Below are 20739 nucleotides of genomic sequence, written 5' to 3' on the forward strand. Positions count from 1 at the left end.
GCTCAGTGGCAGACGACCAGCGCGTCCAGCGCCACCGCTCCCTGCCCCCTGGGCAGCACCATCAGCGGATTGATGTCGAGCTCGGCGATGTCGTCCCCGAGTTCCAGAGCCATCCGCTGTACGCGCAGGACGACCTCGACCAGCGCGTCCACATCCACGGGCGGAGCCCCGCGTACGCCCTCCAGCAGGGCCCGCCCGCGCAGCTCGCCGAGCATGCTCCGCGCCTGGTCCTCGCCGAAGGGCGGCACGCGGACGGCCGCGTCCCGCAGCACCTCGACGAGGACGCCGCCGAGCCCGACGGTCACGGTCGGCCCGAAGAGCCGGTCGTGCGTGACGCCCACGACCATCTCCACGCCCCGCTCGACCATCTGGCACACCAGCACCCCGTCGAGGGAGATCCCCTCGTAGCGAGCGATGTCGGCGAGCTCGCGGTAGGCGTCCCTGACCTGGCTGGCGGAGGTCAGTCCGATCTTCACCAGGCCCAGTTCGGTCTTGTGGGCGATCTGGGCGCCGGACGCCTTCATGACCACGGGGTAGCCGACGAGACCGGCCGCGCGGACGGCGGCCGCCGCGCTGGTCACCAACTGCTCGCGCGGCACCCGGATCCCGTAGGCGCGCAGCAGCTGCTTCGCCGCGTGTTCGCTCAGCTGCTGCCCGGGCCGCATCAGCGCCCGCGCCTTGCGGAAGGAGGGCGAGGGGGTGCGGGGCGCCTCGTCGAAGGGGGAGCGGTAGGCGGCGACGAACCGGTGGTGGTCCAGGTAGGCCCGCACGGCCGTGATGCAGTTGGCGAACGTACGGAAGGTGGCGACCCGGGACGACCCGAGCAGCGTGTCGCGGTACGCGGCCTCGGTGCCGACCGGCGAGCCCCACACCACGCACACCTGCTTGTCCGTCTGCTCCGCCGCGTCCACCAGGTCCTGCGCGAGCTTGTCGCTCATGGGAGGGAAGGGCCCGGTGATCGGGCAGATCAGCACCCCGACCGCCGGGTCGGCGAGGATCGCGTCGATGATCTTCCGCCCGCGCCAGTCGCCGACCGGGTGCCCACCGTTGTCGACGGGGTTGGTGACGCTCAGGTACTCGGGTATCCACTGGTGCAGCTCGGCCTGCTTGGCGGCGGAGAGGTCCGGCAGCCGCAGCCCCGCCGCCGTCGCCAGATCGGCGAAGTGCGCGCCCGTGCCGCCCGAGATCGAATAGACGACGACCCCGTCGGCCCGCGGGGCGCGGGCGCGGGCCAGCAGGGCAGCGGTGTCCTGGAGTTCGTCGAGCCCGTCGACGCGGATCACGCCGTACTGCCGCATCGCCGCGTCCACCACCGTGTCGGCGCCGGTCAGCTTGCCGGTGTGTGAGGCGGCGGTGCGCGCTCCGGTCTCGGTGCGGCCGACCTTGACGGCGACGACGGGCACCCCGCGACGGGCGGCGCGGTCGGCGGCGAGCAGAAAGGAGCGGCCGTCCTTGAGCCCCTCGACATAGCAGGCGATGGCGCCGACCTCGGGCTGCTCGGAGAAGTAGGAGATGAAGTCGGCGGTCTCGAGGTCGGCCTCGTTGCCGGTGGGCGCCCAGTGGGAGAGCCGCACACCCAGCTCCTGCATCGCGAACACCGGCCGGCCCTGGTGTCCGGACTGGGTGATGAGGGCGATCGCGGGGCCGTCGAGGTCGTCGCGGAACTTCTCGAAGGCGTTGAGGTTGGTGTTGGGCCCGAGCAGTCGCAGCCCGGAGCGGCGGACGGCGGCGGCGAGGTGGGCCTGTGCGGCGGCGCCCTCGGCTCCGGTCTCGGCGAACCCGGAGGCGAAGGCGACCGCGAACTTCACCTTGGCCTCGGCCAGTTCCCCGATCACGGCGAGCGGGTCGCCGACCAGCAGCACGGCCAGATCGACCTGCTCGGGCAGGTCCGCGACAGAAGGGGAGCAGGGGATGCCGAAGACGGACTGACGGGTGGGGTGCACCGGGTGCAGCCGGGCGCCGACCCGCTCGGCCCAGGCGATCAGCTGCCGGGTGATGCCGGTGTTCGGCCGGCCCTCGGCGTCCGAGGCGCCGACGACGGCGACGGACTCGGGGCGGAAGAAGCGGTCCAGATCGGGGGCGTCGGCGTACAGCGGACGGCCGCTCACGTCGAGGTCGTCGACGTCGGCCGGGCGGCCGTGCACGACCGGTGAGGGCTGCTCGCCGCAGGCGATGACGCGGGCCCGGCGGGAGTCGGTGGTGAGGGTGCCGTGGGTTGATCCAAGCATCGGTCCGCCCGCTCCTGTGTGACAGCCAATTAACTGACGCTCTGTCAGATTACTTAACTGACGCCGCGTCAGGAACCGTTGTGCAAGCAAAAGGCTGTGCGGCGGGCGGTTCCCGCAGGGACGGCTGCCGCTTCGCCGGTCGCGTGGACGTTGCGTGGCGGGCACCTGGTTCGTACCCGCCACGCGTGGGAGGGGAACCTGTCGGAGTGCCGCACACTGGCGGACCGTGACAACTATGTGGCCCTGCAGATCGGCGCGGAGAACACCGCCGACTTCTCGGTGACCGGCGCCGCGGTCACCGGCACGGCGGGCCAGAAGGTGACCGCCCCGCTCACCTTCAAGAACAACGGCCCGGCCTGGTTCGCGAACCTCGGCTCCGGCGACCCGGCCGCCAAGGGCCTTCCAGTTGCGGATCGACGCGGTGGGGCCCGGCACGACCGGTGAGGTCAGCATTCACCCCGAGTTCGGGAACTTCGCCTTCGACCCGGACGCTACGAACAACACGGCGTCCCTGAACGTCAACTGACGGGAGATCAGCGCGCGGCGCGGGTCGGACCCGCGTCGCGCGCGGCCGTCTTGGCCGCAGTCTTCTTCGCCTTCGCCGCAGCCTTCTCCGCAGTCTTCTCCGCCTTCTCCGTCACCTTCTCCGCCGTCCTCGCGACGGCCTTCGCGATCTTCTCCGCGTCGAGGGCGAGTTCGCGGAACATGCCGCTGATGGGGTTGGTGAAGCCGGTGAAGTAGAGGCCGGGCGCCTTCTTCGGGGTGCGGGCGCCGTGTACGACCGGGCGGCCCCGGCCGTCGAGGACGCCGAGGTGCCCGACGACGCCCTCCAGGGCGCGTACGTACCCGGTCGCGGCGATCACGACGTCCGGGTCGATCCGCTTCCCGTCGGCGAGGACGACCTTGCCCTCCTCGAAACCCTCCACCGCGGCGACGATCTCGACCCGACCCTTGCGGACGGCGTCGATGAGGCCGACGTCCTGGACGGGGATGGAGCCGTCGTTGACGCGGGAGTAGAGGCCGGTGTCGGGGCGGGGCAGCCCCTGCGCCGACAGGTCCGGGACGCTGAGTTTGGCCATCGGCCCGGCGAGGGCGTCGACGAGGCGCACCGGTAGCCGTCGTACGAGAATTCCGGTGAACTGGGCGGCCCAGCCGGCCGTGGAGCGGCGCACGATGTGCGGCGCGGTACGGACCGCCAGCCGCACCCGCGAGGCACCGCCCTCGACCAGGTCCACGGCGATCTCGGCGCCCGTGTTGCCGACGCCGACGACGAGGACGTCGCGGCCGGTGTAGGGGGTGGGGTTGCGGTAGTCGCCGGCGTGCAGGAGTTCGCCGGTGTACGTGTCGCGGCCGGGCCAGTCCGGGATGTGCGGGGTGTGGTTGTGGCCGGTGGCGACGACCACGGCGCTGCCGGTCAGTTCACGCCCGCCGGTGGCGTGCAGCAGCCAGCCGTCGCCGCCCGGGGCGGGCTCGACGCGCGAGACCTCGACGCCCGTGACGATCTCCAGCTGGTGGTGCTCGGCGTACTTCTCCAGGTAGCGCACCACGTTGTCGCGCGACACCCACCGTCCGAAGGAGCGCGGCATCGCGAGGCCGGGCAGGGCGGACAGCCGGCGGGTCGTGTGCAGGTGCAGTCGGTCGTAGTGGCGCCGCCAGGACGCGCCGACCTGGTCGGACTTCTCCAGCACGACGGCCCGTACGCCCTGGGCGCGCAGCGCGTACGCCGCCGCGAGCCCGCCGGGGCCGCCGCCGATCACGTACACGGGGCGGTCTTCGTGGGACGGCACCGGGCGGGGTGTCGAGGAAGCAGTCGAGTCGGCCATGAGCGCGAGCGTAATCACGTGGTCACTTGATAGGTCTCGGTCAAGCCCGGAATCGGTTGCGAACTGATCACGGCTGTAGGAGGAGTGGGTGGGGCTGGTGGCGTAGGTCACTTGGAATGTGTGGAGTCGGTGGCGAATGGGGTGGGGATGAGGAGGCTCGGCCTTCAGGCGCCCCGGGCCGGCCCAGGGCCTGTCCGGCGGATCGGGGCGCAGGAGAGCAGCGGTGCCTCATCGCTCCGTTTACTGCACTGTCTGGTGGATCCGGTGGCGATCAGCAGGTGGGGGCATGAAGCATCCTCCTTGTGTCTGGATGTGGTGAGTTCTGGGGTATGCATCGGGACTTGATGGATGGCAGAGCTGATCTGCGGCGGATCGGCGCGGTGATCGAGAGCACCGCGGTCTCGCTGCCGTACGTGGTGGTCGATGGGGCCGGCCGGGAGATCGAGCCGGTCAGCCGGTACCTGCGGGATCTGCTGCTTGGTGATGTGAGCCCGCTGACCTGCCGGAGCTACGGTCACGATCTGCTGCGGTGGTTTCGGCTTCTTCTCTGCGCCATGTCAAGCGGAACCAGCAAGCGGCAACTGTTCAGCGAGGTCGTCCAGCGCTATGCGCACACCTACGGCAGCTACGGGACCCGCGCCCTGGCGGAACCCACCGCACGCGGCGCCGTCGAAACGCTGCTCCGGCTGGCCGCGGCCGAATACACCGACCCCACCCACCCGCCGGGCTGCCTGGTCATCAACGGCGCGACCAACTGCACACCGGCAGCCGAGGACGTCAAGGTCGAACTACGCGCCTTCCGCGAGGGGACCAAGCGCGCTCTCGAAGAAAAGATCAACGCCGACATCGGCGCAGGCCGCCTGCCCGAAGGCGCCGACGCCGGCGCGCTGGCCACGTTCTACGCGGCCGTCATCCAGGGCATGTCCACCCAGGCATGCGACGGGGTCGGCCGCGAAGACCTTGAACGCGTGGTCGAAACCGCTCTCAACGCCTGGCCCACCAGTGCACCGCACGAAGCCCGATCCAACTCCGGCACCGCGCCCGGGACCGATCCCCACTGACCGGGAAGCAATCGCCAAGAGTACGAGAGTCCGCCTCGCCACGCCTGGTCGATCCACGTGGCCGGCGCCTTTCGTCGGTGCACCGGTTGCCATTTGGTTCACGACCCTGCGGGCCGGAGACCCGTCATGCCGAGGTGGACCGGCGCGATGCGAGCCGGCCGCCGGCTCTCTTCGCGCTTCTGGCGGAGGAAGGCGAGGGTGAGGTCGATGCCCTCGATCTCACCGAGCCGGCCCTCCTGCTCGGCACAGGCAGCGACGGTACCGGGCCCAGCAGCGGCTCCAGGGACAGGAAGCGGACGGCCGCCGGGATACGCCGCAGTCCCCAAGGCGGCGGATCGGGCTTTATGAGCTGCAGAGTGGATGCGCCACTCGACAATATATGTCGGTCACCGATATATATTGGCGGCATGAGTGACCGACCGCTTCAAGAGCCGACGCTGCTCCTGCTCACCGCCCTGGCCGACGAGCCCAGGCATGGTTACGGACTGATCCAGGAGATCGACGCGATCTCCCAGGGCCGCGTGCGGATGCGCACCGGCACCCTCTACGGCGCGCTGGACCGGCTGCTCCAGCAGGGCCTGATCCGGGTCGAGCGCGAGGAGGTCGTCGACGGCCGGGCCCGCAAGGTCTACGCCCTCGCCGAGGCCGGCCGCTCCGTGCTGGCCGCCGAGACGGAGCGGCTGCGCGCCGTCGTCGCCGAGGCGGAGCGCCGGATGGCCGCCCGCAACGTCCCCGCCATCCGCCCGAAAGGTGCCCTGGCATGACGGAGCAGCACCCGCCGCGCCCCCTCCGTTGGGCCCTGCGCTTCCACCCGGCCGCCTACCGTGCCGAGCACGAAGCCGAGTTGAGCGCGATCTACGCCGAGGCCACAAAGGACGCCGGCCCCCTCGGCCGGCTGCGAGAGGCGCTCGACGTCGCCGGCCACGGCCTACGGCGGCACACCGGCCTGGGCTCCGACCGAACTGCCGGTCAGGTCCTGGCGCATGCGGCACCGCTGACGGTCGCCGTCGCGACGGGCGGCAGCGTGGCGAACCTGTTGTGGTTCTTCGCCCCCGGCATCCGGACCCCGCGCTCGTCCTCACTCCCGGGCTTGCTCTCCCTGGCCGACCAGGGCCTCATGCCGCTGCTCTGGCTGGCGGCACTCGCGGCCGTCTGGACCGGGCGCTGGAGTGCGGCCCGGGCACTGGTCGTGCCGGCGACGGTGCTGCGGCTGGCCGACCTCCCCCTGCTCCTGCTCGCGCACCTCTTCGCCGGCACCTACGCGGGCGCTGCGCTGAACCTGACCGTGCCGTTGCTCACCGGCGCCGTCGTCCTCGCCGCACCCAGGGACCTGCTCGGCCCCTCCCAGCCACAGCGCGCCGCGATCGCGGGCACCACCGCGCTGGCCGTCGCGCTGTGGGTGGCGCTGCTCGTCAGCGTCTACTACCCCCTGACGGCGGGCCCGCCGATCACCCATACGCTCTGGGCCGGGGCCTTCGCGGTCGCTCTGCTCTTCAGCAGGCGTGACCGGTTGCTTGCCGCGGGTCTGTCGGTGGCCCTGCTTCCCATCGCGCTGCAGATGACGGCGTCGCTGCTCTATCCGCTTTCCCCCGCGGGCGTGGGCGCCCTGCTCGTGGTTTTGCTCAGCAGCGCGGTCTCCCTCCTGCGCGCGCGCCGGCGCCGCGCCCAGGTAACCCCACTGAGCGCGGCATAGCGGGATCCGGGGCCCGGTCGGCGGCCCGGATCGGGTCAGGGCTTCTGTCGGGTCTCCTGGCAGCCGGGTCTTGTGTGAGGTCTTCCAGGTCTTTTCGACGCGGCCCGCGCCGGTGGCGCGCCCTGCGGTCACCCCTGCGACCGCGGGCCACCCTGGCCCTCCCTGCCCAGCCGGGCGCCATGCCGGGCCGGCTTTTGCGGATGGTTCATGTCACCGCCCGCCACCGCGAACGGCCCGGACCGGCAGGGCCTGCCCCGCACTGTGGCATCGCCGACGCGTGACACACCCGACGGGGGCACACCGACATGCGGTCGCCCGCCGCGCCTGCCGGCCGCCAAACGTAACCAGCCGCACCTGCAGCAGCGCGAGGCCATGACGATGCCACGCCACACCCAGCGCCACGGGCTGCAAGCCCGGTTCCGTCCAAGAAACCCAGACTCGGGAGGATTCATGACCGTCACGGCGTCCAACAGCCGAAAACCAATGACGCGCCGTCGCACGCTCGGGGCAACGCTGATCGCTGGGCTCGGGACTGCCGTGCCGCTCGGCGTCGCATCCCGCGCGTGGGCGGCTCCGACCGCCTCCAGCCCGGTGCAACTCACACTGCCTCCGCCCACCGGACCGCACCCGGTGGGCACGGTGCCGCTCCACCTCGTCGACACCTCACGCCCGGATCCCGTGGCCGGCCCGGGGCATCACCGCGAGTTGATGGCCAGCGTCTGGTACCCCGCCCGCAGGGCGGAGGACCTGCCGCGCGCCCCCTGGATGACCGAGGGCGCGTTGCGGGCGCTCCTGGCGGACGCCGGCTTCGCCCTCGACCCCGCCCTCGGCCCGCTCACCGCCGCACATGCGGGCGCGCCCGTGCACCGTGCTGGCCACCGCCTGCCCGTCATCGTGTACTCGCACGGCGCGGGCAGCCACCGCGCCGACCACACCATCATCGTCCAGGAACTCGCCAGCCACGGCTACGCCGTGGTCACCGTCGACCACACCCACGACACGTTCACCGAGTTCCCCGACGGCCGGGTGGTCACCCCGGGCGACGTTCCGATGTTCCCGAGGGACTTCGCCGCGGACCTCCGGTTCCTGCTCGACTGTGTGGAGGGGCTCGCCGCCGGGCGCAACCCCGACGTCGACGGCAAGGCACTGCCCCCGGGCCTGCTCGGCGCCCTCGACCCGCGGTGCATCGGCGCGTTCGGCTGGTCGAAGGGCGGCACCGCCACCGCGCTCACCATGCTCGCCGACCAGCGCGTCAGGGCCGGGCTCAGCATCGACGGCCCGATGCAGCCGACCATCACCGCCGACCTGGACCGGCCGTTCATGATGATGACCGCCGTGTTCACCCGGGCCGCCATGCCGGACGTCGCCGAGTTCTGGACGCACCTTCGCGGCTGGCGGCTGGACATCCAGGCCGACGGGGCCATCCACAACTCATACGGCGACAACGCGACGCTCATCCCGCAGGCAGGCAAGATCCTCGGCATGACCGACCAGCAGATCCAGGACTGGATCGGCACCCTCGACCCGGCCCGGTCGGTACGGATCCAACAGGCCTACCCGCTCGCCTTCTTCGACCTGCACCTGCGGCACCGCCGAGGGCATCTGCTCGACGGCCCGAGCGCGGCCTTCCCAGAGGTGAAGTTCCTTCCATGAAGCCGTGGACCGCGGCGCTCACGTCCCGCGCCGCGGTCCACGCGCCCCGGCCGCGGCGAAGAGCTGCGGTGAGAACCTCTTGCTGTCCCCGCCGTGCGGAGGCTCGTCGGCGCCCGTTTCGGGAGAGGCCCGGTTCCCGGCGGGGGAGTTCTTGGCCGCGCATGTCTTGTCAAGGGCTTCCTCATCCGCTGAACTGACATACCGTCAGATCTCGCCGACAGCAGGGGAGTCCATGGACACGATCGGGCTGTTCTCGTGAGGTGCCGGTCGATCGGGGTGTGCTCGTGAGCGGGGAGCGTGCGGGGGCCGGGGCGGCGCGTTTCGATCTGCCCGAAGTCGATGCCTTCACCCGGCCCTACTGGGACGCTGCGGCCGAGGGGCGGCTGCTGATCCGCCACTGCGCCTGCTGCGACCGGGCCCACCACTACCCCCGTGAGTTCTGCCCGTACTGCTGGAGCGAGGACGTGCGCTGGCAGCCCGCGAGCGGGCACGCCACGCTCTACACCTGGTCCGTCGTGCACCGCAACGACCTCCCGCCGTTCGGCGCGCGCGTGCCGTACGTCGCCGCGGTCGTCGACCTCGCGGAGGGGCCGCGGATGATGGCCGAGGTGGTGGAGTGCGAGGGAGCCGCGCTGCGGATCGGGATGGAACTGGAGGTCGCGTTCCGGGAAGGGGTGCCCGTTTTCCGGCCCCGGCGCACGGCTGTCCAGAGTGGCGAGCGCCGGGCGCCCCGGGCGTGACCCCTGCGCGCCGACGGGTTTCAATGGCTGGATGTCCGAAGTCCACGAGAAGTCCCTCGACCACCCCTTCCCCGTGCTCGACGGCCACGGTCTGCGGCTGCGCCCCTGGGACGCGGAATCCGACGCCGATGTCGCGACCTGGCTGCGCGGGCTGTCCGACCCGGAGTTCCAGCGCTGGAACACCCCGGTCAAGATCGTCCGGGATCTGGACAGCGCCCATGACTCGCTCCGCTCGCGCGCCCAGAGTGTCGCCGACGGCACCGCCGTCTCCTTCTGCATCACGGACGCGGCCACCGGTACGACCCTCGGTCACATAGGCATCAACGACATCAACCACGTCATACGCGTCGGCATCGTCGGTTACTGGGTCCTGCCGGAGGCCCGCGGCCACCAGGTCGCCACCCGCGCCCTCGCCCTGGCCGCCCGCTACGGCTTCGGCGCCGTCCGCCTGCACCGCCTCGAACTGGGCCACGCTCTCGGCCATGACGCGTCCTGCCGGATCGCCGAACGGTGCGGGTTCCCGTACGAGGGGACGCTGCGGGAGGCGATGTTCGAGGCGGGGCGGCACGACGCGTTCCGGGACGTCCACCTGCACGCACGGATCGCGACGGACCCGGAGCCGACGCTGCCGGTCGTAGGCCCGTAGGCCCGGGCGTCGCCCGGAAAACCGGAGGCGCCGGGCATGCCGAGAGCGGGATCATGCCCGGCATGACTCGTGACGCGCACGACTGGGTGTTCACCCATGACCTGGACGAATTCCTCACGAGTGCGGGGGACTTCCTGCGCTCGCGGCCCGCGCTGCACACGGTGGCGCTGTCGGTGACCAATGCGCTGCGCCGGCGGGGGCCGGGGGTGTACGGGCAGGAGGCGCCGTTCTTCGGCCGGCTCGCGGACGGGGACGGAGACGGGGACGGGGGTGAGTCCGGAGTCGGTGGGGTGTCGGCCGTGCTGTTCCACACGCCGCCGTACCAGCTCAACCTCACCGACCTCCCGGCGGAGGCCGTCGACGCGCTGGCGGAGCGGCTCGCGGACGAGGGGTACTCGTTTCCGGGTATCGGTGGCCCGGTGGACACGGCCGCGGAGTTCGCCGCCGCCTGGGAGCGCCGCGTCGGGGCGCACGCCCAGCTCAGGAGAAGCGAGCGGCTGTATCGGCTCGGTACGCTCACGCCGCCGACGCCCGTCCCGCCCGGCCGGGCCCGGGTGGCCGGCGAGGACGACCACGCGCTCGTCGCTCGCTGGTACTCCGAGTTCGCCGAGATCTTCGGACAGAACGAGAGACAGGACCCGGAGGGCTGGACCGAGAGCCGGCTCGCGTACGGCGGCGTCACGCTCTGGGAGACGCCGGACGGTACGCCGGTCGCCATGGCCGGAGTGACCCCCCTGATCGCCGGGCAGATCCGGGTCGCCCCCGTCTACACCCCGGCACCCCTGCGCGGACGCGGCTACGCGGGGGCCGCCACCGCCGAGGTCAGCCGGGCCGCGCTGGCCGCCGGCGCGGACGAGGTGCTCCTCTTCACCGACCTCGCCAATCCGACCAGCAACGGCCTCTACCAGCGCATCGGTTACCGTCCCGTCGCCGACTTCGCCGTCTACGATTTCTTGTCGCCGCATACGGGCTGACCGTCGACATCAGGATGACCGCGGTCGCTGCAGTCCCTGGAGGAGCAGTTCGACCAATCGGCGGGGGCGTTTTGACGCAGAGCACGGGCTCGGCGGGGTCTGCGGATATGACGTCGCCGAGACCACGGACGAGAACCCCGTGCGGGTGTCCGCGGTCGGGCGACTCACCTGGTCCTACCTCCGCACCGAGCTCTACCCCGGGGATTCCGCCTGACAGGCCGCGCGTGACGCGCTGACAGCCGGCCCCGACCCGCTCGGACGGGTCGAATCCAAGTAACCGCGGTCCCCCTGCTCGGCGTCGAATCGAGCCACGTCGTGCTCGCGACCGCCGCCACACCGGCGTCACCCCCGTCTCAGGGCCAGAGCAGTTCCTTGCGCCAGCCTCCCGTCGAACCGTCCGCGGCGCAGTCTTCCGTACGGTCTTCCGTACGGCGGTAGACGAGCCGTACATGCCGACGCCTCGCGTCCCCCTGGAAGAACTCCACCTCCTCCGGCTGGAGGCGGTAGAGGGTCCAGGTCGGAGCCGGGGCGCCGGGTTCGTCCCGGGCACGGTCCCAGGCCGTGTCCGAGGCCCGTCCCAACTCCTCTACGGAACCGAGCACTTCGCTCTGTCTGCCCACGAGCGCGGCGGCCAGCGCTCCCGTCGAGCGGGCGTGCAGATCCGCCTGGCCCTCCTCAGCCCGTGCGACCGTGACCGGGCCGCGCAGTCGGATCTGGCGGCCCTGGGCGGGCCAGTAGAAGCCGAGCGCCGCGTACGGGCGGGCCGCGAGCTGGCGTCCCTTGCGGCTGCTGGCATGGGTCGCGAAAGCCCAGCCGTCCGCGTCCGCGCCGTGCAGCATCACGATCCGGACGTCGGGCAGACCGTCCTCGTCCGCCGTCGCCAGCGACATCGTGTGCGGCTCGCTCTGCCCCGCCGCCACCGCCTCCGCGAACCACTCCGTGAACAGGGGGAGTGGTTCGGCGGGCGCGGCTGTCGGCTCGAAGGAGGGCAGCTCGACGTCCCACACCCGCAGTGACCTGAGCAGCTCGTGAAGATCCGTTCCCGTTCCCATGCCCCGAGTATCACTCGGTATCACTCGCGGGTCCGGCAGAGCTGCGCCCACCTGGACGGCCTTCCTCCTGCTCCCCCTCGCCGCCGAGGACGTCGTACGGCTGAAGGCGGTGGGCCTGCGCAAGAGAGGTGCCCGGCGCGAATGTGACACCGCACGGGTCATCTGTCACATCGGCGGCGCCTACAACAGGTGGCCCCCGGCAATGACACGGCCACCGTCACCGTCCTGCCCCGACCTCCCGCATCCCTGGCGCACCCCCGTGGCACCAGGGAGCGGAAGAAGCCGTCGCATTTTTACCTGCGTCTAAGATGTGGCGCGAAATGGCCTGCGCGGGAGGACCGAACGTGTCAGCGACGCGGCTGAACACGCCAGTCGCCGCCACGGTGTTGTGAGGTGCCTGTTTTGTGCAGTGTTGCCCTGCCGAAGATGGTGCTCGCGAGGACGATGCGGACCGGACACGAGGCCGGCCGCCTTGCCCGGGAAGCGGGTATCCCGGCGTGGGCCATGGACAGCGACGACATCACCGTCGCCAACGACTGCTTCCTGCGGACCCTGGTACTGGCCGAGCACCACCACGATCTACCGGACGTCGGGTTGCGCGTCGGCGCCGACTTCGCCGTCGGTCAACTCGGCGTCTACGACTACCTGTTCACCACGGCCCGGACCCTCGGGGAGGGCTACGCGGCGAGCGGGCGCCATGTGGACCTGATCACCGGCGTGGGGCAGTACGCCGTCATGGCCGCCAAAGAGAGGGTCGTGCGGGTCACCTTCTCACTGGCCGAGGACGAGGACCGGGGGCGGGAGTTGGCCATCCAGACAGGGATGTCCGACCTGCTCTCCCGCTCCCGCTGGGCGACCGGACGGCCGATCAGCCCCGTGGAGGTCAGCCTGCGGCAGCGCGCACCGCGCAGGTCCACCACGTTCGCAGACTTCCTCGGCACCACCCGGATCGCGTACGGGGCCGACACCGACAGCGTGACCCTGCGCGCCGCCGATCTGGCGCTGCCGCTGCGCACCGCCGATCCCGTCCTCGCCGCCATCCTTGAGCGCCACGCCGCCCTGCTGCCGCACATCCAGCCGCGCCCCACCAACTGGCCCGACCGCGTCCAGCAGGCGCTGGCCGCCGAGACGCTCGCGGAGGAGGGCACGGTCTCTCTCACCGCCGTCGCGCGACGGCTGGCGACGAGTCCCAGAACCCTCCAGCGCCGGCTCGCCGAGGCGGGCACCACCTGGCGCCATGAACTCGACCGCGCCCGGCAGACGCAGTTCGCGCGGCTCCACCGGCACCCGGCCGCGCCCTTGGACCGCGAGGCCGGTCTCCTCGGCTACTCCGACGCCCGCGCCCTGCGCCGGGCCAGACGCCGCTGGGCCACGCACTGAACCCCGACGCTGTTGGCGAATCCGCTGCGGCTGGGTAGTCGGCCGCGGGAATGTGACACTCGCCGCGCAAGTGTCACATTCTCCGGGCTAGCGCCTGTCACGGCACTAGGCACCGTGGTCCTTGGGCCACCGGCCAGACCGCCCGCCACGCCGACCGGGATTCGCCGACAGCGTCTGAACCCCCGCCGGGGCCCTACCGTCCCAGCACCACCGTCCCCGAAGAGCAGAACCACCCGCCCGTGCCGGAGGCCACCGCCAGCTCCGGGAGCCTTCCGCCCGCCTTCCTCACCTGCCGTTCCCCCGCCTCCCCGCGCAGCTGCCGCACCGCCTCCACCAGCAGAAACAGGCCGCGCATCCCGGGATGCTGGGCCGACAGCCCGCCGCCGTCGGTGTTCACCGGCAGTTCGCCGCCCACCGTCAGCCGCCCCTTTCCGGCGTCCACGAACGGCCCGCCCTCCCCCTTCGCGCAGAAGCCGAGATCCTCCAGGGTCACGAGTGTCATGTACGTGAAGGCGTCGTAGATCTCGGCCACGTCGATCTCGTCGGGCCGCACCCCCGCCCGCTCGAAGGCCAGACGTCCGCTCACAGCCGCCGGGGACACCGTGAAGTCGGCCCACTCGGACATGGTGGTGTGCGAGACGTGCTCCCCGGTGCCGAGGACCCAGACCGGGGCCGTACGGCAGTCCCGTACGTACTCCTCGGCCGCCAGCAGCACCGCCGCGCCGCCGTCGGAGCGCAGACAGCAGTGCAGCTTGGTGAAGGGGTCGGCGATCATCGGGCCGGACAGGACGTCGTCGGCGGTGATGGGGGAGCGGAACATCGCCTCCGGGTTCAGTGCCGCGTTCGCACGCGCCTGGACGGCCACCGAGGCGAGCTGTTCCAGCGTCGTGCCGTACTGGTGCATGTGGCGGCGCGCCGCCATCGCGTACTTGGCGATCAGCGTGTGGCCGTACGGGACCTCGAACTGCAGCGGGCCCCGGGCGCCGAAGGAGAGGTTGCCGGTGCGGCGGCCCGCCTTGATGTCCGCGCGGGCCGTCGAGCCGTAGACGAGGAGGACGGCCTCGGCGTGGCCCGCCGTGATCGCGTCCGTCGCGTGGGCGGCCATGACCTCCCAGGTGGAGCCTCCGACGGCGGTGGAGTCGACCCAGGTGGGACGCAGGCCGAGGTATTCGGCGACCTCGATCGGTGCCAGCGTGCCCAGGCCCGCCGAGGCGAAGCCGTCGACCAGTGAACGGTCGATCCCCGCGTCGGCCAGTGCGCGGCGGGCGGCCTGGGCGTGCAGGGCGTAGGGGGTCGCGTCGTCCACCCGGCCGCAGTCGGAGAGGGAGACACCCACGACGGCCACCTTGCGTTTCCCCGGCATCATGAATCTGACGGTACATCAGATGGGTGTGGCCCGGGGAGGCCGTCATGGCTCTGCGCATCACCGCTCTGTGCATCACCGCTCTGTGCATCACCGCTCTGTGCATCTCCCTCGCCCCGGCCTAATATGACGGACCGTCAGATCTGGGAGAAGGGTTGGCCCGCCCATGGACGCCCGTTTCACCGCCGAACAGGACGAGATCCGCCGCACCCTGCGGGAACTCCTGCTCAAGCGCTGCGGTCCGGAGGAGGTGCGGGCGGCCGTGCGGACCGGCGTCGGATACGACACCGGGCTCTGGGACACGCTCGCGCAGCGGCTCGGGCTGCCGGGGCTCGCCCTCCCCGAGGCGTACGGCGGGGTCGGCTGCTCGACCGCCGAGCTCGCCCTCGCCTGCGAGGAGTCGGGGCGGGCCCTTACGCCCTCCCCCCTCCTCGCCACCGCCGTACTCGCCGCCCCGCTGATCCTCGCCCTCGGCACCGAAGCCCAGCGCGCCGCACTGCTGCCCCGGATCGCGGCCGGCGAACTGACCGCAGCCCTCGCCGTACCGGGCGCCGGGCTCCCCACCGCCCTCGGCCTGGTCGGCGACAACGGCGGGGACTGGGCGGGTGGCGGGCGCGCCGGAGGCGTGCAGGCCCGCCGGGGTGAGGAGGGCGGGTGGCGCCTCTACGGGGAGGTGGAACGGGTTCTCGACGGGCACAGCGCGGGGCTCCTGCTGGTGGCCGCGCACACCGGCGGGTTCGCCCGGTCGCGGACACGGATCTTCCTCGTGGCGGAGGGCGCGCGGGGGCTCATGCGAGCGCGGCAGACGTCGTTGGACGAGACTCGGGCGCAGGGGCGCATTCAACTGCGCCACGTACAGGCGGCGTTGCTCGGCGGGGAAGACGATGACGTGCTCGGCGCGCTTGCCTCCGTCGGGGACACCGCCGCCGCCGTGCTCGCCGTCGAAGCCGTCGGCGCGGCCGACCGGGCGCTGGAGCGGACCGTCGCCTACGTGCGGCAGCGCGAGCAGTTCGGGCGGGCGATCGGGTCCTTCCAGGCCGTGAAGCACCGGCTCGCGGATGTGTATGTGCAGATTCAGGCGGCGCGGTCCGCGGCGTACTACGCGGCCTGGGCCACCGCCGGGTCCGGCGGTGGCGAGCGGGTCGGGGGGCTCGCGCTCGCGCAGGGCCTGGAGGCGCTGCGGACCGCCGCGGCCGAGGCGATCCAGCTGCACGGCGGCATAGGCTTCACCTGGGAGCACGAGGCCCATCTGTACTTCAAGCGGGCCTCCGGCGACGAACTGCTCTTCGGTCCCGTGCACCGGCTGCGGGCGTACGCGGCCGACGCGGCCCGGCTCTTCGACGGTGTGGAGGTGGCGGTCTGATGGCCCCGGGAATCCGCTCGCGAGCCGTTGTGCGGGGCGTGCAGAAGGTGTCCTCGACACGGGTCTTCGCCCGCGTCGCCCCGCACCTCATTCCCGGCCTGGACCGCGCGGTGCACCGGCTGACGCGCGGCAAGGTGCTGCTCAGTGCGCAGCTGCTGCCAGGGATCGTGCTGACCGTGCGGGGCGCCCGCAGCGGGCTGGAGCGGCGTACGCCACTGGCCTGCATGCCCGAGGGACCGGAGGGGGCGGAGGGGGCGGGCAGCTGGATTCTCATCGGGTCCAACTTCGGGCGCACCGATCACCCGGCCTGGACCGCCAATCTCCTCGCTCATCCGGACGCCCAGATCAACTGGAAGGGCGAGGACATCCCCGTAACGGCTCATCTGCTGGCGGGGGAGGAGCGGGACGCGGCCTGGAAGGCGGTGCTGGCGTTCTGGCCGCCGTACGCCACGTACCAGGCGCGGATCGATCGCGAGATCCGGCTGTTCCGGATCGTACAGCGCCATACATAGCGCGGCGGGCGGCAGCCCACCGGGGTGATCGACCATCTGTGTGATCGATCGGTTGCCGGAGTGAACTACCGCCTGCATGACAGGAGTTGGGCCGAGTGGCCCCCAAGGGGCGTGGCGCGCGGATGCGCTACTTCGTCGGCTTCTTCCCGGTTACACCGAGATGGACCAACAGCGCCAGGTTCGGCTTGAGTTCAGCCTGTTTGACACCCCAGGTCTGGAAGCCCTTCTGGTGCGAGGCCACCGCGGCGAGCATCGCGACGAGGGAACCGGCGATCGCCGCGGGGTTCACGTCCTTGTCGACCTTGCCCTTGGACTGCAGCTCGGCGACCGAGTCCGCGAGGGAGTTGTTCACCGAGTTCAGGATCTTCATACGGATCTTGTAGAACCGTTTGTCGCCCTCGGCGGCACCCAGGTCGACGACCCGGAGGATCGCCTCGTTCTTGCGCCAGAACTCCAGGAAACCGTCCACGAGTTCCTGCGCGGTCCCCCAGCCGGCCTTGCCGACCCAGGAGCGGCCTTCGAGGAGCTGGGTCAACCCGGCGCCCTCTATGGCCATTTGCTCGGCGATCTCCAGGACGGCGCCTTCGACGTCCGGAAAGTACTGGTAGAAAGTCGCCGGGGACGTGCCCGCCTTCCGGGCGACATCAATGACTTTGACGTCCCGGTAGGGCGACGAGCTGAGCATTTCACTGAGGCAGTCGAGCAGTTTCTGCCTGGTCGCCTGCCCTCGCCGTCCGGCCACGCGGCCGTCGACGGTGCGTACTTGTCCTGTCATGCCGTCAGCTTACCGAGGGGTGATCGGAGCGCGATTCGGCCGACTGCAAATGGGGTGTGCGTGCGCCGCGTGGCGCCCTGGGTCGCCGCGCGAGATGGGTTAAAGGGCATTAACTTGGCTGCATGGCCGCATCCCGGGCATCTGACGCATCCGATGCGCCCCGTACCTACCCAGAGGGCGTCCCCTGCTGGGTCGACGCGCAGCTTCCCGACCTGGACGCGGGCAAGCGCTTCTACGGCGAGCTCTTCGGCTGGACCTTCGGCGAGGGCTTCGGGCCGCGGGAGGCGGGGGTCTGCGCGCGCCATCACGGGGAGCCCGTCGCCGCCCTCGCCGCCAAGTGGGACGGCCGGATGCCCACCGTCTGGACGGTGTCCTTCGCGACCCCGGACGCCGCCGCGCTCGCGGGCCGGATCGAGGTGGCGGGCGGCCAGATGATCTCTGCGCCCACCCGGATCGGCCTCTTCGGTACGGCGGCCCTCGCGGCGGACCCCGAGGGGGCGGTTTTTGGTCTCTGGCAGCCCGGTACCCACGCCGGTTTCGGCAAGCGGCACGAGCCGGGCTCCTTCTGCTGGGCCGAGCTGTACGCGCGGGACCCGGCGGCCGTCGACCGTTTCTACGGCAGCCTCTTCCACGACGCCCTCTTCGGCCCCGACGCGGCCCCCGACTTCGGCCGCGCGCCGGTCTCCGATGTCTTCCCGGCCGAGATGCCGCCGCACTTCCTCGTCCACTTCGGCGTCGAGGACTGCGGGGCGGTACTCGGGACGGTGAACCGGCTCGGCGGCCGTGTCCAGGTGCCCCCCTTCGACACCTCGTACGGAAGAGTGGCCGTCGTCACGGACAATCAAGGGGCGTCGTTCGCCGTACTCCAGCGGTGAATGGCCGTGCTTCAAGGGCGAATCGCCGCATTTCCGAGGGCGGATCGTCGTATTTCCATGGTGAATCGCTGGTGACTCGCCGAACTGACACTCCGGTTTGTCCGGAGACACCCCGATCCGCCCCCGGGTTCGCAACCTGTGGCGCGGACAGGAAGAATCGGGGTGCGTGCCGCCATGGCGGTGCGGTGGTGAGACGCTGCACGGGGCCGCGTTCATATGTGGATGACGTGGTTCGTACGGGGAGGTGGCAGGCAAGTGGTGGATCAGCTGACGCAGCACGATCCGCGGCGGATCGGGCCGTTCGAGGTGCTGGGACGGCTGGGTGCCGGCGGCATGGGGCTGGTCTATCTCGCGCGCTCGGCTTCGGGCCGGCGCGTGGCGATCAAGACGGTCAGGACGGAGCTCGCCGAGGACCAGTTGTTCCGGGTCCGCTTCACTCGTGAGGTGGAGGCCGCGCGGGCGGTCTCCGGCTTCTACACGGCGGCCGTGGTCGACGCCGACCCGCGGGCCGCCGTGCCGTGGCTGGCCACCGCGTACGTCCCGGCGCCTTCCCTCGAGGAAATAGTGAACGAGTGCGGGCCGATGCCGGCCCAGGCGGTGCGCTGGCTGGCGGCGGGCGTCGCGGAGGCGCTGCAGTCGATCCATGGCGCCGGGCTCGTCCACCGCGACCTGAAGCCCTCGAATGTCCTCGTCGTCGAGGACGGACCGCGGGTCATCGACTTCGGTATCGCGTCGGGCGTATCGAACACCCGTTTGACGATGACGAACGTCGCCGTCGGCACCCCGGCCTACATGTCCCCCGAACAGGCGAAGGACTCGCGCAGTGTGACCGGCGCGAGCGATGTCTTCTCGCTCGGCTCGATGCTCGTCTTCGCCGCCACGGGGCACGCGCCCTTCCACGGCGCCAACCCCGTCGAGACGGTCTTCATGCTGCTGCGCGAGGGCCCGGACCTGGAGGGCCTCCCGGACGAGCTGCGGCCGCTCATCGAGTCCTGCATGCAGATGGAGGCGACCGGCCGCCCCAACCCCGCCGACCTCCAGGCGCAACTGGCTCCGCACCTCTTCGGCTCCGGCTCCGACGACAGCGGTACGGCGTCGGCGTGGCTGCCCGAGCGGGCGGTGGGCCTGATCGAGGCGCGCCGCGGGGGCCGTCCGGCGGTGAAGCCGCAGTCCTCCGGCGGGCGGAGCAGCGGGGGCGGACGCCCGGCTCTCCCCCCGCCGCCCTCGCACGCTCCGGTGCCCGTCGGGGCGCCCGACACCGGTCCCGTACGGCTCGCGGGCGCCCAGGTGCCCATCGGCCCCGGGCCGCGCGTCGCCGACGCCCGTGCCGCCGCCGTGAAGGCACCTCCTCCGGAGGCGGGCCTCGCCGCCTCCTGGTCCCGCCCGCGCGTCGGTGTCAACGGCGCAGACCCCGCCCCCGCGGTCGCACCGCCGCCCCCCGTCCCGGACTCCACGTCCGGCTGGCGGCCGTGGCGCTTCCGCATGTCCAACGATGTCTGGGGTACGCCCTCGGTCGCGGGCGACCTGGTCTACGTCACCTCCTTCGAGGTACACGCCCTGGACGTCGCGACCGGCCGGCGCCGCTTCAAGACGCGGGACGTGGCGTGGTCGATGGCGGTCGCGGACGGCCGTATCCACGCTTCCGACGGGCCCACGCTGTTCGCCCTGAACGCACGGGAGGGCGCGGACCTCTGGCGTCTGTCCACGGACGCCTGGGTGTACTCCCTGAAGGCCGACCGCGGCACGGTCATCACCGGTACGCGCGGTGGCGGCGTCCAGGCCTGGGAGGCCTCCAACGGCCAGAAACTCTGGGAGATCACCGGCGCCCAGACCGACTTCGAGTCCCCGGAGGCCGGGCCCGCCGTCCACGACGGCACGGTGTACGTCTGGAAGGACGCCCGGCTGCGTGCCCTGGAGGCCCGAACGGGTGAGGAGCGCTGGTCGTACCCGATCGGCGACGCGGCGTCGTGCGGGGGCGTACCGGTACGGATCACGTCCGCTCCCGACGGCTACGTCTACATCTCCGCGGGCACCCGCGTCCTCGCCGTCGACGTCGCGAGCGGACACGTCCGCTGGCACTTCGAGGCCCCGGCGGTCTTCCTCTGCCCGCCGGCCTTCGTCCCCGGCCCCGCGGTCACGGGCGGCGGCGTGTACCTCGCCGACTACCTCGGCACGGTCTACGCCCTCGACGCGACGGACGGCCGTGACCGCTGGCGCATCGCGACGGAGGCCCGCTCGTCGGTCGAACCGGTGCTGGTCGCGGCCGGTCACGTCCACGTGGGCAGCGGCAAGGGGCTGTACACCCTCGACGCCGTCACCGGCACCCCGAAGTGGCGCTTCCAGGCCGGGGGAGACCTCGTGGGCGCGCCCGCGGTCGCCGAGGGCCGCATCCACTTCGGCTCGACGGACCATCTCCTCTACACCCTGAAGGCGGACGACGGCCGGCTCCGCTGGAAGCTGGCGACGGGTGGGGAGATCACCGGTGCGCCGGTGGTCAAGGACGGGGTGGTGTACGCGTGCAGCAAGGACCGGTGCGTGTACGCGCTGGACGCGGAGAAGGGCACGGGGACGGCACGCACGGCGTAGGGGTGACCGGTTCTT

At 71.8% G+C, this 20739-nt stretch carries 18 protein-coding genes and 1 pseudogene; 14 read left to right on the forward strand and 5 right to left on the reverse strand.

What is annotated here, in order from left to right; genetic code table 11:
* Nucleotides 1-2: 2 nt before the first annotated feature.
* Entirely contained in the window at nucleotides 3-2228 is a 2226-nt protein-coding gene (locus OG747_RS25040) for an acetate--CoA ligase family protein (RefSeq protein WP_405881587.1), read from the reverse strand.
* Nucleotides 2229-2465: 237 nt separating this feature from the next.
* Between OG747_RS25040 and OG747_RS25045 the strand changes: the two genes are divergently transcribed.
* Nucleotides 2466-2672 carry a hypothetical protein gene (locus tag OG747_RS25045; RefSeq protein ID WP_405881588.1) on the forward strand — a complete coding sequence of 69 codons (207 nt, stop codon included), beginning with the start codon at nucleotides 2466-2468 and terminating at the stop codon, nucleotides 2670-2672.
* An 89-nt stretch (nucleotides 2673-2761) separates the two neighbouring features.
* On the opposite strand, the gene OG747_RS25050 is transcribed toward OG747_RS25045, so the two are convergent.
* Nucleotides 2762-4051 (reverse strand): flavin-containing monooxygenase, encoded by a 1290-nt coding sequence (locus OG747_RS25050; protein WP_405881589.1) that lies wholly within the window; start codon nucleotides 4049-4051, stop codon nucleotides 2762-2764.
* 380 nt (nucleotides 4052-4431) lie between these two features.
* On the opposite strand from OG747_RS25050, the gene OG747_RS25055 reads away from it, so the two are divergent.
* From OG747_RS25055 to OG747_RS25090, 8 genes and pseudogenes are all read left to right on the forward strand, one after another.
* The gene (locus OG747_RS25055) at nucleotides 4432-5112 is read left to right on the forward strand and encodes a TetR family transcriptional regulator C-terminal domain-containing protein (protein WP_405881590.1); all 681 of its coding nucleotides are present in this window, start codon (nucleotides 4432-4434) and stop codon (nucleotides 5110-5112) included.
* Between the two features lie 407 nt (nucleotides 5113-5519).
* Nucleotides 5520-5876 (forward strand): PadR family transcriptional regulator, encoded by a 357-nt coding sequence (locus tag OG747_RS25060; protein WP_405881591.1) that lies wholly within the window; start codon nucleotides 5520-5522, stop codon nucleotides 5874-5876.
* Nucleotides 5873-6805 carry a hypothetical protein gene (locus OG747_RS25065; protein WP_405881592.1) on the forward strand — a complete coding sequence of 311 codons (933 nt, stop codon included), beginning with the start codon at nucleotides 5873-5875 and terminating at the stop codon, nucleotides 6803-6805. Before OG747_RS25060 ends, OG747_RS25065 begins: the two co-directional genes overlap by 4 nt.
* A 450-nt stretch (nucleotides 6806-7255) precedes the next feature.
* Nucleotides 7256-8458, forward strand: a complete 1203-nt coding sequence (locus OG747_RS25070) for an alpha/beta hydrolase family protein (protein WP_405881593.1) — start codon at nucleotides 7256-7258, stop codon at nucleotides 8456-8458.
* A gap of 284 nt (nucleotides 8459-8742) precedes the next feature.
* Complete coding sequence (locus OG747_RS25075; RefSeq protein ID WP_405881594.1) at nucleotides 8743-9198, forward strand: Zn-ribbon domain-containing OB-fold protein; 456 nt, start codon at nucleotides 8743-8745, stop codon at nucleotides 9196-9198.
* A gap of 31 nt (nucleotides 9199-9229) precedes the next feature.
* Nucleotides 9230-9844, forward strand: a complete 615-nt coding sequence (locus tag OG747_RS25080; RefSeq protein ID WP_405881596.1) for a GNAT family N-acetyltransferase — start codon at nucleotides 9230-9232, stop codon at nucleotides 9842-9844.
* Nucleotides 9845-9906: 62 nt separating this feature from the next.
* A complete protein-coding gene (locus OG747_RS25085) occupies nucleotides 9907-10818 on the forward strand; it encodes a GNAT family N-acetyltransferase (protein ID WP_405881597.1) in 912 nt (303 codons plus the stop codon).
* A gap of 70 nt (nucleotides 10819-10888) precedes the next feature.
* Nucleotides 10889-11095, forward strand: a pseudogene (locus tag OG747_RS25090) (chlorophyllase); the annotation flags it as partial.
* 76 nt (nucleotides 11096-11171) lie between these two features.
* Here OG747_RS25090 and OG747_RS25095 read toward each other — a convergent pair.
* The gene (locus OG747_RS25095; RefSeq protein ID WP_405881598.1) at nucleotides 11172-11870 is read right to left on the reverse strand and encodes a pyridoxal 5'-phosphate synthase; all 699 of its coding nucleotides are present in this window, start codon (nucleotides 11868-11870) and stop codon (nucleotides 11172-11174) included.
* 402 nt (nucleotides 11871-12272) lie between these two features.
* Here OG747_RS25095 and OG747_RS25100 point away from each other — a divergent pair, with 402 nt between their 5' ends.
* Complete coding sequence (locus OG747_RS25100) at nucleotides 12273-13250, forward strand: AraC family transcriptional regulator ligand-binding domain-containing protein (protein WP_405881599.1); 978 nt, start codon at nucleotides 12273-12275, stop codon at nucleotides 13248-13250.
* Nucleotides 13251-13443: 193 nt separating this feature from the next.
* On the opposite strand, the gene OG747_RS25105 is transcribed toward OG747_RS25100, so the two are convergent.
* Nucleotides 13444-14616, reverse strand: coding sequence for a thiolase C-terminal domain-containing protein (locus tag OG747_RS25105; protein WP_405881600.1), 1173 nt, complete (start codon nucleotides 14614-14616; stop codon nucleotides 13444-13446).
* Nucleotides 14617-14779: 163 nt separating this feature from the next.
* On the opposite strand from OG747_RS25105, the gene OG747_RS25110 reads away from it, so the two are divergent.
* Both OG747_RS25110 and OG747_RS25115 read left to right on the forward strand, forming a co-directional pair.
* The gene (locus OG747_RS25110; protein ID WP_405881602.1) at nucleotides 14780-15976 is read left to right on the forward strand and encodes an acyl-CoA dehydrogenase family protein; all 1197 of its coding nucleotides are present in this window, start codon (nucleotides 14780-14782) and stop codon (nucleotides 15974-15976) included.
* Nucleotides 15976-16488 (forward strand): nitroreductase family deazaflavin-dependent oxidoreductase, encoded by a 513-nt coding sequence (locus OG747_RS25115; RefSeq protein ID WP_405881603.1) that lies wholly within the window; start codon nucleotides 15976-15978, stop codon nucleotides 16486-16488. The genes OG747_RS25110 and OG747_RS25115 overlap by 1 nt, the downstream gene beginning before the upstream one ends.
* 127 nt (nucleotides 16489-16615) lie before the next feature.
* On the opposite strand, the gene OG747_RS25120 is transcribed toward OG747_RS25115, so the two are convergent.
* Nucleotides 16616-17263: a TetR family transcriptional regulator gene (locus OG747_RS25120; protein WP_405881604.1), complete on the reverse strand. Its 648-nt coding sequence runs from the start codon at nucleotides 17261-17263 to the stop codon at nucleotides 16616-16618.
* A 122-nt stretch (nucleotides 17264-17385) separates the two neighbouring features.
* Between OG747_RS25120 and OG747_RS25125 the strand changes: the two genes are divergently transcribed.
* Nucleotides 17386-18138, forward strand: a complete 753-nt coding sequence (locus tag OG747_RS25125; RefSeq protein ID WP_405881605.1) for a VOC family protein — start codon at nucleotides 17386-17388, stop codon at nucleotides 18136-18138.
* A 255-nt stretch (nucleotides 18139-18393) separates the two neighbouring features.
* A complete protein-coding gene (locus tag OG747_RS25130) occupies nucleotides 18394-20724 on the forward strand; it encodes a PQQ-binding-like beta-propeller repeat protein (RefSeq protein WP_405881606.1) in 2331 nt (776 codons plus the stop codon).
* The last annotated feature ends 15 nt before the right edge of the window (nucleotides 20725-20739 follow it).

Source organism: Streptomyces sp. NBC_01384 (assembly GCF_045040035.1).
GTDB lineage: Bacteria > Actinomycetota > Actinomycetes > Streptomycetales > Streptomycetaceae > Streptomyces.